At 59.0% G+C, this 12782-nt stretch carries 13 protein-coding genes; all 13 read right to left on the reverse strand.

Translation table 11 applies throughout. The annotated features are described in order from the left end of the window. Positions 1–32: 32 nt before the first annotated feature. The 13 genes from ACYVDM_RS01065 to ACYVDM_RS01125 all read right to left on the reverse strand — a co-directional run bounded on the left by ACYVDM_RS01065 (position 33) and on the right by ACYVDM_RS01125 (position 12760). Positions 33–1106, reverse strand: coding sequence for a DmpA family aminopeptidase (locus ACYVDM_RS01065; RefSeq protein WP_415790501.1), 1074 nt, complete (start codon positions 1104–1106; stop codon positions 33–35). A 97-nt stretch (positions 1107–1203) separates the two neighbouring features. Next, complete coding sequence (gene gsiD, locus ACYVDM_RS01070) at positions 1204–2103, reverse strand: glutathione ABC transporter permease GsiD (RefSeq protein ID WP_415790499.1); 900 nt, start codon at positions 2101–2103, stop codon at positions 1204–1206. Between the two features lie 7 nt (positions 2104–2110). Then, the gene (gene gsiC, locus ACYVDM_RS01075; protein ID WP_415790497.1) at positions 2111–3031 is read right to left on the reverse strand and encodes a glutathione ABC transporter permease GsiC; all 921 of its coding nucleotides are present in this window, start codon (positions 3029–3031) and stop codon (positions 2111–2113) included. A gap of 56 nt (positions 3032–3087) precedes the next feature. Then, positions 3088–4638, reverse strand: a complete 1551-nt coding sequence (gene gsiB, locus ACYVDM_RS01080) for a glutathione ABC transporter substrate-binding protein GsiB (protein ID WP_415790495.1) — start codon at positions 4636–4638, stop codon at positions 3088–3090. Positions 4639–4715: 77 nt separating this feature from the next. After that, entirely contained in the window at positions 4716–6596 is a 1881-nt protein-coding gene (locus tag ACYVDM_RS01085; protein WP_415790493.1) for a dipeptide ABC transporter ATP-binding protein, read from the reverse strand. Between the two features lie 42 nt (positions 6597–6638). Then, positions 6639–7619 (reverse strand): isoaspartyl peptidase/L-asparaginase family protein, encoded by a 981-nt coding sequence (locus ACYVDM_RS01090; RefSeq protein ID WP_415790491.1) that lies wholly within the window; start codon positions 7617–7619, stop codon positions 6639–6641. Beyond that, on the reverse strand, positions 7616–8497 hold the full coding sequence (locus ACYVDM_RS01095) for a MurR/RpiR family transcriptional regulator (RefSeq protein ID WP_415790489.1): 882 nt from the start codon (positions 8495–8497) through the stop codon (positions 7616–7618). The genes ACYVDM_RS01090 and ACYVDM_RS01095 overlap by 4 nt, the downstream gene beginning before the upstream one ends. A gap of 109 nt (positions 8498–8606) precedes the next feature. Beyond that, complete coding sequence (locus ACYVDM_RS01100) at positions 8607–9512, reverse strand: LysR family transcriptional regulator (protein WP_415790487.1); 906 nt, start codon at positions 9510–9512, stop codon at positions 8607–8609. Between the two features lie 35 nt (positions 9513–9547). Then, positions 9548–10129 (reverse strand): DUF924 family protein, encoded by a 582-nt coding sequence (locus ACYVDM_RS01105; RefSeq protein ID WP_415790485.1) that lies wholly within the window; start codon positions 10127–10129, stop codon positions 9548–9550. After that, positions 10114–10362: a hypothetical protein gene (locus ACYVDM_RS01110; RefSeq protein ID WP_415790483.1), complete on the reverse strand. Its 249-nt coding sequence runs from the start codon at positions 10360–10362 to the stop codon at positions 10114–10116. Before ACYVDM_RS01110 ends, ACYVDM_RS01105 begins: the two co-directional genes overlap by 16 nt. A gap of 7 nt (positions 10363–10369) precedes the next feature. Next, positions 10370–11143 (reverse strand): SDR family oxidoreductase, encoded by a 774-nt coding sequence (locus ACYVDM_RS01115; RefSeq protein ID WP_415790481.1) that lies wholly within the window; start codon positions 11141–11143, stop codon positions 10370–10372. Between the two features lie 255 nt (positions 11144–11398). Then, positions 11399–12049, reverse strand: a complete 651-nt coding sequence (locus tag ACYVDM_RS01120) for a CoA transferase subunit B (RefSeq protein WP_415790479.1) — start codon at positions 12047–12049, stop codon at positions 11399–11401. A gap of 12 nt (positions 12050–12061) precedes the next feature. Further along, positions 12062–12760 carry a CoA transferase subunit A gene (locus ACYVDM_RS01125; RefSeq protein ID WP_415790477.1) on the reverse strand — a complete coding sequence of 233 codons (699 nt, stop codon included), beginning with the start codon at positions 12758–12760 and terminating at the stop codon, positions 12062–12064. Between the last annotated feature and the right edge of the window lie 22 nt (positions 12761–12782).

The raw sequence follows: 12782 nt of genomic DNA on the forward strand, positions 1-12782 counted from the left end.
CGGCGTACATCGGGCACGGCACCCGCTACATGTCAGTCATCCAGATCGGCCAGCCATTGTCGCCAATCCGGAATCATCTCAGTGATGGCGTGCCGCACGTGGCCGTCGCGACCCCGCACGGTTACGGCGCGCCATAGGGCCGCCACAATCGCCTGCTCGCAGGCTTCGGCAGCCGCCTCGAACAACACATCGATGAGCCCCTCGTGCAACATGGCTTGTGCCGGCATGGCGCGCTCGGCTTGATGTGGCACGGTATAGGCGGTGGAAAAAGCTAACGCAATATCACCGCTGCCATGGCCAAAAACCGAGCCGGTCCGCGCCAGTCCCGCGCCGGCGCGCAACGACAGGCGACCCAGTTGGCGCGCATCCAGAGGCGCGTCCGTCGCGAGCAAGAGAATGATGGATCCTTTTTCAGGTCCGTTTTCATGCGTCTGTTGTTGGACATAACGCTGACCAAATGGTCGACCCGCAATCGTCATGAGCGGCAATCGCCCAAAGTTCGATAACACCAGCGCGCCGACGGTATAACGCTCTACTGACGACACATCGGCCTGCCGGGATGCCGAGCCGATGCCGCCTTTGAAGGAGAAACAGGACATGCCACGCCCCGCGCCGACGGCACCTTGTGTGAAGTCTGCGACGGCCGCATCATGGGCGGCCAGATAGTCCTTCTCGGTGACGGCCAGTGCCTGGATATCGTTCAAGTAACCGTCATTGCACTCGAACACCAACGGATTGACGGTGGCCCATTCGCGGCCGATCTGCGGGTTGGCGGCAATCGCCTGGCGGATCTGCGCGTTCGCGACCGTGCCCACACCAAACGTGTTGGTCAAGGCAATGGGGGTTTCCAGCACGCCGAGCTCGCGTACCTGCACCAGCCCTATGCTTTTGCCAAACCCATTGATGACACTGGCCGCGGCTGGCACCTTGTCGAGATAAGGGTCGCCGGCGTGCGGTCGCACTACTGTTATACCGGTCTGACAAGCGCCTTGTGCCAAGGTCGCATGCCCCACCGTTACGCCAGCCACGTCGGTGATGGCATCGCGTGGTCCGCTTGGCAACCTGCCCACGCGCGGCATCGGAAAAGCAGAATCAATTTTCGTCATGACAATGCCGCCTGCCGGCAGCCTCCTTGTTCCACAGGAAAAAAGGGCACAGCCTGCGCCGCGCCCTTTCATACTCACTGCTGGTCACGCGCCCCGTTCAACGTCGATCGATCTTGGGATCCAACGCGTCACGCAAGCCATCGCCCAGCAGGTTGAACGCCAACACGGTCAGGAAAATGGCCAGCGCGGGGAAAATCGCCACGTGTGGTGCCAACACCATATCGGCGCGGGCTTCGTTCAACATCGCCCCCCATTCCGGCGTCGGCGGTTGCGCGCCCATGCCCAGAAAAGACAGGCTAGCCGCTGTGATGATCGACGTGCCGATACGCATCGTGCCATAGACCACGATAGGCGAAATCGTACCAGGCAAGATATGGCGCATGATAATGGTCCAATCAGAGGCCCCCACGCTGCGCACGGCTTCGACATAGGTCATTTGCTTGATGGCGAGGGTATTGCCACGCACGAGTCGCGCAAAGGCCGGAACGCTGAACACCGCCACCGCGATGATCACGTTGATCATGTTCGAGCCCAGGATAGCCACGACGCCGATCGCCAGGAGCATGCCGGGAAACGCCAGCAGCACATCCGAAATGCGCATCGTGATGCGTTCCCACCAACCTTGGTAATAGCCCGCCATCAACCCCATAAAGGTACCGACAATCGCCCCCATCGCGACGGACAACAAACCCGCCGCCAACGAAATCTGCGCCCCCATGACGATGCGACTGAAGATGTCTCGACCCAGCGAGTCCACCCCTAGCCAATGTTTAGCCGATGGGCCTTCATTCAAGGCATCGTAGTCGAAGAAATTTTCCGGATCGAACGGCACGATCCAGTGGGCGAAAATCGCGACAACGACCAACAACAGGACGAAGAGTCCCGCGCCCACGGCGAGTTTCTGTTTCTTGAATTTGCGCCAGAATTCGGTGACCGGCGTACGCACTGCATTCTGCCTGGAGGCCGGAACCGTCGCGGCGGTAGTCGTATTGCTCATGCCCGCCTCACTTATAACGGATACTGGGATTGATAACGCCATACAGCACGTCGACAATCAAGTTGATCAAGATAAATTCCAGCGAGAACAGCAGCACCAAGCCCTGGATCACGGGATAGTCACGCTGTGTCACAGCATCAACCAACAGACGTCCGAGACCGGGCCAGTTGAATACTGTCTCGACCACAATGGAGCCGCCCAGCAAAAAGCCAAACTGCAAGCCCATCATCGTGATCACGGGAATCAGTGCATTGCGCAAGGTGTGTTTGATTACTACACGGCGCTCGCTCAGGCCCTTGGCGCGCGCGGTGCGTACGAAGTCCTCCTGGATGACTTCGACAAATGATGCGCGGGTAAATCTCGCCATCACGGCCGCCACGGCGGCGCCAAGTGTGATGGACGGCAGAATGTAGTGTTTCCAACTGGATGCCCCGACGGTGGGCAGCCATCCCAGATTGACCGAGAACACCTGCATCAGCACCATCCCCAACGCAAAGGCAGGGAAAGAAATGCCGGACACGGCCAGCGTCATGAGTACCCGATCCGGCCAACGATTGCGCCAGACCGCCGAGACAATCCCGAAGATCATCCCAAAGCCCACTGACCAGATCATGCTGGCGATCGTCAACCATAGCGTGGGCATGAAGCGCTCGGCGATCTCCGTCGAGACGGGGCGCTTGGTACGCAACGAGTTCCCCAGGTCGCCCTGCAGCATATGGCTGAAATAGCGCACGAACTGCTGCGGCAACGGCAGATCCAGTCCGAGTTCCTGGCGCACCAGTTCGACCGTAGTCTGGTCGGCATCCTGCCCAGCGGCCAGACGCGCCGGATCTCCCGGGAGCATGTGTACGAACAAGAACACGACGACCGAGACCAACAACAGGGTCGGGATCATGCCCAATAAACGTTTGACGATATAGGTCAGCATTGAAATTCCTGAGACATCGGCGGGCACACCATACGCCCGCCGCGCCTTGCTTGCGATTACTGCTTGAGATCGATATCACCGAACCAGAACGAGGTGTCGGGTTCGACATAGACACCGCTCAGGTTCTTCGACTTGACGTACACATTGTTCTGGGTGACCAGGAAAGCCCAAGGGGCATCATTCCAGATCGTTTCCTGAACCTTGCTATAGATCTCCGCCTTTTTTTTGCGATCGACCGTCGTCAGGGCCTCCTGGATACCGTCATCGACCGACTTGTTCGAGTAATACGACACGTTGTTCAACACGGGTGGGAAAGCGGGCGTGCTCAGCAAGGGACGCAGTCCCCAGTCGGCTTCGCCGGTCGAGGACGACCAGCCGGCGTAGTAAAGGCGAACCTTGGCGTCCTCGGGTTTTTGGACTTGTTGGACACGTTGCACGCGCTGGCCCGACTCCAGCACTTCGACCGACGCCTTGATACCGACCTGAGCGAGTTGCTGCTGCAGGAACTGGACGACTTTGACCGACGTACCGTCGTTATAGGCGGACCACAACTGCGTTTCGAAACCCTTTTCGTAGCCGGCTTCTTTCAGCAACTGGCGAGCCTTGGCGGGATCGTAGGGCCACGGGCCGGTTTTGTGCGCGAAGTCCACACCCTTCGGCACCACACCATCCACAATCGTGGCGTAGCCGTTGTACGCGACTTTGATCAACGCTTGCTTGTTGATGGCGTAATTGATGGCCTGACGAACCTTGATGTTGTCAAACGGCTTGACCTGGGTATTCATCGACAGATAGCGGGCCATGATCGAGTTTTGGTGATCGACCACGTCCAGCTTGTCGTTCTTGGCCAGGATGGCTGCCTGTTCGTACGGCACGGGAAAAGCAAAATGCGCTTCACCGGTTTGCACCACGGCGGCACGCGTGTTGTTGTCGGTCACGGTACGGAAGGTGATCGAATCCACCTTCGGCTTGCCTTGATTCCAATAGCCGTCGAACTTCTTGACCTTCAGGTATTCGGCGGGCTTCCACTCGACGAACTCAAAGGGTCCGGTACCCACGGGATGAAAACCAATTTCCTTGCCGTACTTGGCCAGCGCGGCCGGCGAAATCATCATGGCGGCCGGGTGGGCCAGCGCATTCAGGAATGCCGAGAACGGTTTTTTCAGCGTGATATTGACGGTCAAGGGATCGACCACGTCGACATGGTCAATGACGCTGAACTGAATGTAGCGCGACAGGCGGTTATCCGGATTAGCCGGACGTTCAAAATTGATCTTGACGGCTTCAGCGTTAAAGTCGGTGCCGTCCTGGAATTTCACACCCGGACGCAGCTTGAAGGTATAGATCAGGCCATCGTCGCTGATGCTGTAGTCGGTCGCCAGGACTTTCTGAATCTTCAGGTCTTTGTCGAACTCGAGCAGGCCTTCGTAGTAGGCCTTGCCAACAGCCTGGTTCAGCGTGCTGTTGGTGTTGTACGGATCAAGCGTTTCCAGTGCGATCGACACCGCAAAGGTCACGTCCTTGCTGGCGTGAGCCAGCGGCGAAGCAATGACGCCAAAGGCCAGCGCGGCGGCCGCCATCAGCTTGGTGGGACGCAGTACATGCATTTTGACAACTCCTAAATCAGAGAGGAGACAGCTTTAGTGGATAAAAACGGGCCAGCGACGTCATGCCGCCGGTCTTCTCAATAAGCGCCACCCACGGCGTGGCGCGCAACAAAATGCTCTGAACCCACTTGCATCAACGGTTCGACGACGGGCTCATCGCCAACCCTGCGAATCGGGCTCGGGATTTCTTCGGTCAGCAGTGTGCGCTTAAGATGGCGCCGCGCCGGATCGGCGATCGGCACCGCCGACATGAGCTTCTTGGTATAGGGATGCTGGGGGTTTTCAAAAATGGCGCGACGCGGACCGATTTCGACAATCTGGCCGAGATACATCACCGCCACACGATGGCTGACGCGTTCAACCACCGCCATATCGTGCGAGATAAACAGGAACGACACGCCCAGGTCGTGCTGCAAATCGATCAGCAGATTGACGATCTGCGCCTGAATGGACACGTCCAGTGCCGACACGGATTCGTCAGCGATCACCACTTTGGGATTTAACGCCAAGGCGCGTGCGATACACACGCGTTGACGCTGCCCCCCCGAGAATTCATGCGGATAGCGCTGCGCCATCTCTGGCGCCAGGCCGACACGCTCGAGCAACTCGGCGACACGGGCTTCGGCCTCACGATTCGAGGCGACGCCATGTACCAGCAGCGGCTCCATAATTGAAAAACCCACGGTGACGCGCGGGTCGAGCGAGGCAAACGGATCCTGGAATACGAATTGAATATCGCGGCGCAGGGCCTGCAATTCCGTGTTTTTGAGTTTGACGATATCGCGACCGCCAAACAAGATCTCGCCGCTCTGGCTATCGACCAAACGCAGCAACGAGCGCCCCGTCGTCGACTTGCCGCAACCCGACTCGCCCACCAGCGATAGCGTCTCGCCCGGATAAAGATCAAAGCTGACTTTTTCAACGGCATGCACGCGACGCCGCACGCGACTGAGAATGCCGCTGCGCAAATCAAAACGCGTCACGAGATTACGCACACTGAGAACAGGCTCCCGCCGGACCGGCATGCTTTGCGGGTCATCTTTCATCGGCTCGGTGGCCGGCGTGCCATCAGTCACATGCAACAGCGGAAAACGCGCCGGCATGTCGGTACCCTGCATCGCCCCCAGACGCGGTACGGCAGAGAGCAAGGCCTGGGTGTAGTGATGCTGGGGTGCCGCAAAGAGCTGATCGGACGGTCCTTCCTCGACCTTGTCGCCACGGTACATGACCAACACGCGGTCAGCCACTTCGGCCACGACGCCCATATCGTGCGTGATGAACACCACGCCCATCTGCATGTCATCTTGCAACTGACGGATGAGCTGCAGAATCTGCGCCTGAATCGTGACGTCCAACGCCGTGGTCGGCTCATCCGCGATCAGCAAGGCGGGCTTGCACGCCAACGCCATGGCGATCATCACGCGCTGACGCATACCGCCCGACAATTGGTGGGGATAGCGATCCAGCACCGATTTCGCCTCGGGGATGCGCACTTGCTCCAGCATGCGCAAGGCTTCGGCCCGTGCCGCGGCCGCGTCTTTGCCCTGGTGCAGATGAATCGTTTCGGCAATCTGGTCACCCGCCGTGAACACCGGGTTCAGCGATGTCATCGGCTCCTGGAAGATCATCGCCATATCGGCGCCACGCACGCTGCGCATCATGCGCTGCGAGGCATTGGCCAAATCGACGATGGCATGGTTGCGACGACGCAGCGCCATGCGGCCCTGGGCGATGCGCCCGCCGCCGTGTTCGACCAAACGCATCAAGGCCAGCGAAGTCACCGATTTGCCCGAACCCGACTCTCCCACGATCGCCAGGGTTTCGCCCCGATCGACGTGAAAAGACAGATTGCGCACGGCCTCGACCGTTCGTTCCGAGGTCACAAAGCGTACCGTCAGATCATCGACCTGGACCACGCGGTTTTCCGGCAGCACCAAGGTCTGGGCACGATCAACCATATTGAATTCCGTTTCCGACTTGAATACGCAATGACACGAAGGTCATCGGTAAATGGCGACGACAGCGTCCTCGCCGACTCGGCCGTAGCCGCGATACATGCCTTCAGTATTGAAGGGCAGCGTGACGTTGCCCTGACCGTCCACCGCGATCAGACCGCCCTTGCCCTCGATCGTGGGCAATTTTTCGTGCACCACACGCTCGGCGGCCACCTCGAGCGACGCACCCTGATATTCCATCTGTGCCGAGATGTCATAGGCCGCCACCATCCGGATAAACATCTCGCCGGTACCAGTCGTCGACACTGCGCACGTGCGATTGTTGGCATAGCAGCCCGCACCGATCAACGGCGCATCGCCGATGCGTCCCACTTGTTTGTTGGTAATACCGCCTGTGGAGGTTGCCGCAGCAAGATTGCCTTGTGCATCCACGGCTACGGCGCCCACCGTACCGAATTTACGGTCCGAATCGAGTGGATCCGCCGGTGCCGGTTGACCCTGTGCCACCAGTGCCTGGCCGTCGTGGTCCAGCACGGCCGCGTCGGGATGATCGTGCTGCACGCGCAGCAGTTGCTCACGACGAGCTTCGGTCGAGAAATAAGCTGGGTCAACGATATCCAGGCCCTCGCCGCGAGCGAACTCAATGGCCCCCTTGCCCACGAAAAACACATGCTTGCTGTTTTCCATGACTTTGCGCGCGGCCAACACCGGATTGCGTACGCAATCGACGTTCGCGATGGCCCCGGAGCGCAAGGTGGCGCCATCCATGATGGAAGCATCCAGCTCATGCGTACCGGCACTGGTAAACACCGCACCGTGGCCCGCGTTAAACAAGGGGCAGTCTTCCAGCAAGCGTACGGCCTCGGTCACCGCGTCCAGCGCGCTGCCGCCCTGCGCCAGCACGGTTTGGCCTGCCTGTACGATGCCATGCAACGCCGACAGGTATTCCTGTTCTTTTTCGGGTGACATTGCGGCACGCGACATCGCTCCTGCGCCACCGTGAATGGCGATCACTGGCTGAATCATCTTTTTCCTGCTCCTGCACCATGAAATAGCCACGGCATGATTGACTGTGTCACGCCGGCCGCGGCCTGAATTGAATTTTTGGCTCGATGAGCCACCGCTGCGGACAGACCCTCTACCAGTCCAAGCGCCGCCGTCTCCGAGTTCGACGACAACTGGCGCGAGGAATGCGCATACAGCGCCACGGTTGCCAATGGCGCCAGCGGCGAGGTCGCTTTGTCAGTCAATACCAGCACCGGCACACCGGCCTGCTGAGCCGCCTGGCTCAAGGTCACGGTGTCGGCCAAATAGCGCGGAAAACCAATGGCAATCACCAAGTCACGCGAGGTCATTCGAGCCATCTGGCGCGCCGCGTGCGATACCCCGCCGGGGCCGGCCAGCGACTCGCAGGTATGCAAATGCATACACAGGCTACGCTGCAGCAGTCCTGCCAGGAAACCACTGGCGCCAAAACCGATGATAAAAACGCGCTCGGCGCCCAGCACAATATCCACGGCCTGTTCGCAAACATCTGCATCCAGATCCTGCAACGTGCGCTGCGCATTGCGAATGTCTTCTTCTAGCGCCGCGGCCATGATTTGCACCGCCGTGGCCGAGTGCGCTAACTCGACCCGCAGCTTTTCGATGGGCTCAAGCGCGGCCTCAAAGCCACGCGCGAGTTCGGCACGGAATTGCGGATAGCCCGGCAGATCGAGCGCGCGAGCAAAGCGATTCGCCGAGGCCACCGACACACCCACTGCGGCAGCAAACTCGTCGATCGTCATGGTCGCCACGCGGAATTGATGCGCAAGCACATATTCCGCCATGCGATGCTGGATACGGCTAAACGTGGGCTGCGCGCGGGCAATCCGGGCGGCAAGAGACGGGGGTGTCCGGGTCATGAACGATGAGAACTGCGCTGGATGTGTACGACGGCGAGCCGGTGCGGTGCAATGTAAATTTGTTTACATCGCAATTGTAATTAAGAAAATTAATTTTCATATTCAGGGTTTACCCCAAATACGGTTGCATCAGGGACTCAAACCATTCCAGGAACACGGCCAGCCGCCGCGAACGCTGGCGCCGGTGCGGGTAAAGCAATGAGACGGACATGGCGGCGGCACGATAGCCGGGCATGACCTCGACCAACTCGCCGCTGTCCAAGAGATGCTGCACATCAAAACGGGGAATCTGGATCAGTCCCAATCCTGCCAGGCAGCAGGCGATATAGCTCTCGGCATTGTTCGCGATCACTCGGCTGGGTATGGCGATCATGTACGCCTTGCCATCCGGCATCAAATACTCCCAGGGCACCTCCCGACCCGTCACGGGAGACGCGTAGCCCACCGCCCAATGCCCGTTCGAAAGATCATCAGGATGCCCAGGCTCATCGTGCTCCCGTAAATAAGCCGGACTGGCGCAGTTGATCAGAGCGATATGGCCGAGCCGCCGTACCACCAGGCTGCTGTTATCCAGGGTGCCAATGCGCACGGCACAATCCACACCTTCCTGAATCAGGTCGATCGCACGATCGGTCGAGCCCAAGGCCAATTGCAAACGAGGATGTTGACGCAGCAAGCCAGGTAAGGCGGGGGCAATCAATCGTCTGGCGATGCGGCTGGGCACGTCAATACTGAGACGCCCGGAGACTTGGCGCTCGCTGAGCTGAAACAACTGATCGATGCTTTCGGCTTCGGCCAGCAATGGGCGCACGCGCTCGAGCAACTGCTCGCCATCCGCGGTGAGCCGCACACGTCGAGTGGTCCGATGCAACAAGCGCGCGCCTATCTGGGTTTCCAACTGCTGCACCGCGGCGGACACAGAGGCTCTGGGTAGATCCAGCGCGTGAGCGGCCTTGATAAAGCTCCCCATTTCCGCGACGTGGACAAACACACGATACTGATCGAATCTATCCATGAGCCTCATCCGCCGGTACCAGCGGCGCGGAAAAGTCAGCCCGCAAAACCGCCTTGATCCAGAAAAGCGCGCTCTGGTTCCGTCATGTCGCGTCCGAGCAAGAGATTACGGTGCGGAAAACGGCCAAAACGCTCGACGATATCGGCATGCTGCAAGGCATGCGCCAACCAAGGCTGCCCTATTCGCTGGTTCAGCAAGACGGCACGGCGTTGGTCATTCATTTCCTCGGAATGAGAAAACGGCAGGTAAAAGAAGACCCGCAGTTCGCGCTCTACCTGTTCGTCCAGTCCCGCATCGACCGCTTGATCCGCGATCTGCCTGGCTCGCGCATCGGTCTCGTACATCCTGGCAGTGCCTCGAAAGGCATTACGAGGGAACTGGTCCAGCAGAATCAAGAGCGCCAGGCCACCCTCGGCGCAATGCACCCAGTGGTCGAGTTCGCCGCGCGCGGCAGCTTCGTGCAAGGACAGAAAGCGCTCACGAAATTGACGATCAAACGCCTCGGACTTGTTGAACCAGCGATCGGCCCCCGCTTCGCGCCAAAAACGCACCACACCCAAGGCCTCGTCTGGCGCCGCAGCCTCGTCGCCCTGCCTCGCATTTAACGTCGTAACCACCACCAAACCCCCCAAGCCACGGCAACAGGAATGCCGAATAGCGCCACATGAATAGGTAATTCTTCTGCCAAGGTATAGCCGTGCGACAAGCCGGTACGCAGGTTCCACGCCGAAACGGCCAACCAGGCCGCGGTAAATAGCCCCGCGACCCATGTGCGATACGGCATCGGAATCCAGCGCAGCAGCGCCGCCGCCAGGACCACCCCAACCACGATGAAAATTACCGTTCGCATGACAGCCTCACTTGGTGGTGTAACCACCGTTGATCAAGATCGTTTGACCCGTAATCCACCAGCCATCACTCACCAAATGACGAATAAAAGGCACGACGTCTTCGATGTCGGTCAATCCCGTCTTGGAAAATGGCGATAGGGCCGCAGCGGTCTTGTGATAAGCAACCGCGTCGGCGCCTTCGGCAGGATAAAAGAACGGGGTATCCATCGGCCCGGGACCGACTGCCGTTACCGAAATCCCTCGCGCGCCGAACTCTTTGGCGGCAGCACGCGTGAAGTGCTCGACCGGCGCCTTCGTCCCCGCATACGAGGCATAAAAAGGCGTAAACGCCCCAAGCAGCGAGGTCACCAAGGTCAGGACCTTGCCATTGTCGTTGACATGCTTGCCGGCTTCTTTCAGAAAGAAAAACGCCGATTTGGCATTTACGGCGGACATCTCGTCATACTCGGCCTCGGTGATCTCCGCGAGCGGCTTTTTCAGGACTTTGCCCACCGTGTTGATCGCAATATCGGGCTTGCCCACGGCGGCGATCGTGTCGACGAACAGCTTTTCAACTGCCCCGGCGGTGGTCAAATCCGCCTGAATGGCGACCGCCTGCGCGCCTGCGGCCTGGATAGCCGCCACAGTCGCCTCGGCATCCGCTCGGCTGGCCTCGCTGTTGTAATGAATCGCCACGGCTTTGGCACCCTGTTGTGCCAAATCTCGCGCTACCAAGCCGCCGAGGTTTTTAGCGCCGCCGGCGATCAATACGACTTTGCCCTGGATGGAATGGTCTGCCATGGAAAATCTCCTGTACGAATAGAAAGGAGTTTCAGCATAGGCTTCGGGATCGTTCTGATAAACCCGTCGCCTCTAGATAGATTATCCAGAAAAAGCGCCCAATTGAATACCTATTGGGCAATGATCGCAGCTCATTTAGCCCGACAGGATATGTCCTTATGTAGGCAGACCCTGCGTGCGTATCATCCCGCTACGCGTTTTCATGCAAAAAACCCTGCCATGGCAGGGTTTTGTATAGCCATACGCCGAAGAAAGCTACACGCCGGAGACGTCCAGCTTGACCCCTGTCTTGGATTGAATTTCCTCAACGGTGACCCCGGGGGCCAGTTCCAATAGCTTCAGGCCATTGTCACCGACTTCCATCACGCCCAGATCGGTGATGATCAGATCGACCACGCCCAGGCCGGTCAACGGCAAGGTGCATTCGGGCAACAGTTTGATGTCTACGGTGCCGTCTTTTTTCTTGGCCACGTGCTCCATCAGCACAACCACCTGACCAACACCCGCCACCAGATCCATGGCGCCGCCCATACCCTTGACCATCTTGCCCGGAATCATCCAGTTGGCCAGATCGCCCTTTTCCGAGACCTGCATGGCACCCAGAATAGCCAGATTGATCTTGCCACCGCGAATCATCGCGAAGGAGTCCGCCGAAGAAAAGATCGACGAACCCGGTAATGTGGTCACGGTTTGCTTGCCAGCGTTGATCATGTCGGCATCGATCTGATCTTCGGTGGGAAACGGACCAATGCCCAACAGGCCATTTTCGGATTGCAGCCATACTTCGATGCCCTCGGGCACGTGGTTAGCCACCAGGGTAGGCAAGCCGATACCCAGGTTCACATAAAAACCGTCTTGCAGTTCGCGCGCGGCGCGAGCCGCCATTTCATCGCGGGACCATGCCATGTCGTCTTCTCCTTAGGCCGAGCGAGTGGTGCGTTGTTCGATGCGCTTTTCCGGGTTCTCATTGAGCACAATGCGCTGCACATAGATGCCCGGAAGATGGATCTGATCGGGATCCAGCGCGCCCGTGTCGACGATCTTCTCGACCTCGACGATGGTGATCTTGCCCGCCATGGCCACGTTGGGATTGAAGTTACGTGCGGTCTTGCGAAACACCAGGTTGCCACTGCGATCAGCGACATAGGCCTTGACGATCGAGACGTCAGGCACCAGGGAGCGTTCCATCACGTATTCATGTCCATCGAACTCGCGCAGCTCTTTGCCGTCAGCCACGATGGTGCCCACGCCCGTCCGGGTGAAAAATGCCGGGATACCCGCGCCGCCCGCACGCAGTTTTTCCGCCAGCGTTCCTTGGGGGGTGAACTCCAGCTCGAGCTCGCCGGCCAGGTATTGGCGCTCGAATTCCTTGTTTTCGCCCACGTACGAGGCGATCATCTTGCGTATCTGGCGGGTATTGAGCAATTGGCCCAGCCCAAAACCGTCCACCCCGGCGTTGTTGCTGATGCAAGTCAGGTTTTTAACGCCCGAGTCACGCAATGCCGCGATCAGAGCCTCGGGAATACCGCAAAGACCAAAACCGCCGACCGCGATCATTTGGTCGTCTTTGACGACCCCTGCCAGCGCCTCGGCGGCGCTTGCATATACTTTGTCCATCTCTCCAGCTCCTAATAACGAA

This window comes from Bordetella tumulicola (assembly GCF_054779135.1).

Excerpts from the sequence above, each read along its gene's own strand:
- ACYVDM_RS01090 (WP_415790491.1), bottom strand. The coding sequence starts at position 7,619 with ATGATTCAGCCAGTGATCGCCATTCACGGTGGCGCAGGAGCGATGTCG.
- ACYVDM_RS01095 (WP_415790489.1), bottom strand. The coding sequence starts at position 8,497 with ATGACCCGGACACCCCCGTCTCTTGCCGCCCGGATTGCCCGCGCGCAG.
- ACYVDM_RS01085 (WP_415790493.1), bottom strand. The coding sequence starts at position 6,596 with ATGGTTGATCGTGCCCAGACCTTGGTGCTGCCGGAAAACCGCGTGGTC.
- gsiD (WP_415790499.1), bottom strand. The coding sequence starts at position 2,103 with ATGAGCAATACGACTACCGCCGCGACGGTTCCGGCCTCCAGGCAGAAT.
- ACYVDM_RS01110 (WP_415790483.1), bottom strand. The coding sequence starts at position 10,362 with ATGCGAACGGTAATTTTCATCGTGGTTGGGGTGGTCCTGGCGGCGGCG.
- gsiB (WP_415790495.1), bottom strand. The coding sequence starts at position 4,638 with ATGCATGTACTGCGTCCCACCAAGCTGATGGCGGCCGCCGCGCTGGCC.
- gsiC (WP_415790497.1), bottom strand. The coding sequence starts at position 3,031 with ATGCTGACCTATATCGTCAAACGTTTATTGGGCATGATCCCGACCCTG.
- ACYVDM_RS01115 (WP_415790481.1), bottom strand. The coding sequence starts at position 11,143 with ATGGCAGACCATTCCATCCAGGGCAAAGTCGTATTGATCGCCGGCGGC.
- ACYVDM_RS01100 (WP_415790487.1), bottom strand. The coding sequence starts at position 9,512 with ATGGATAGATTCGATCAGTATCGTGTGTTTGTCCACGTCGCGGAAATG.
- ACYVDM_RS01120 (WP_415790479.1), bottom strand. The coding sequence starts at position 12,049 with ATGGCATGGTCCCGCGATGAAATGGCGGCTCGCGCCGCGCGCGAACTG.
- ACYVDM_RS01125 (WP_415790477.1), bottom strand. The coding sequence starts at position 12,760 with ATGGACAAAGTATATGCAAGCGCCGCCGAGGCGCTGGCAGGGGTCGTC.
- ACYVDM_RS01065 (WP_415790501.1), bottom strand. The coding sequence starts at position 1,106 with ATGACGAAAATTGATTCTGCTTTTCCGATGCCGCGCGTGGGCAGGTTG.